This window comes from Pollutimonas rozaliensis (genome assembly GCF_048751585.1).
GTDB lineage: Bacteria > Pseudomonadota > Gammaproteobacteria > Burkholderiales > Burkholderiaceae_B.
On sequence record NZ_JAZHOB010000199.1, the window covers coordinates 1 to 260 of the forward strand.

General features: G+C 58.8%; 1 protein-coding gene. It reads right to left on the reverse strand.

Annotated elements, in window-relative coordinates; genetic code table 11:
- A partial coding sequence (pgk, locus tag V0R37_RS22570) for a phosphoglycerate kinase (RefSeq protein ID WP_420376619.1) occupies positions 1-260 on the reverse strand: 260 nt, incomplete at both ends.

The window sequence follows — 260 nt, forward strand, 5'->3', positions numbered from 1 at the left end:
CCTTCCACGTATTCGAGAAATGCTCCGCCACCGGTCGAGATATAGGAGACTTGGTCGGCAATCGCGTACTTGTCGATGGCCGCCAGGGTGTCTCCACCTCCAGCAATAGAGAACGCGGCACTGTCGGCAATGGCTCGGGAAATGACCTCGGTCCCCTTGCCGAACTGGTCGATTTCAAACACGCCTACGGGTCCGTTCCACAGAATCGTGCCAGCATCCTTGAGCAGGCTGGCCAGATGGGTTGCCGTATCGGGGCCGAT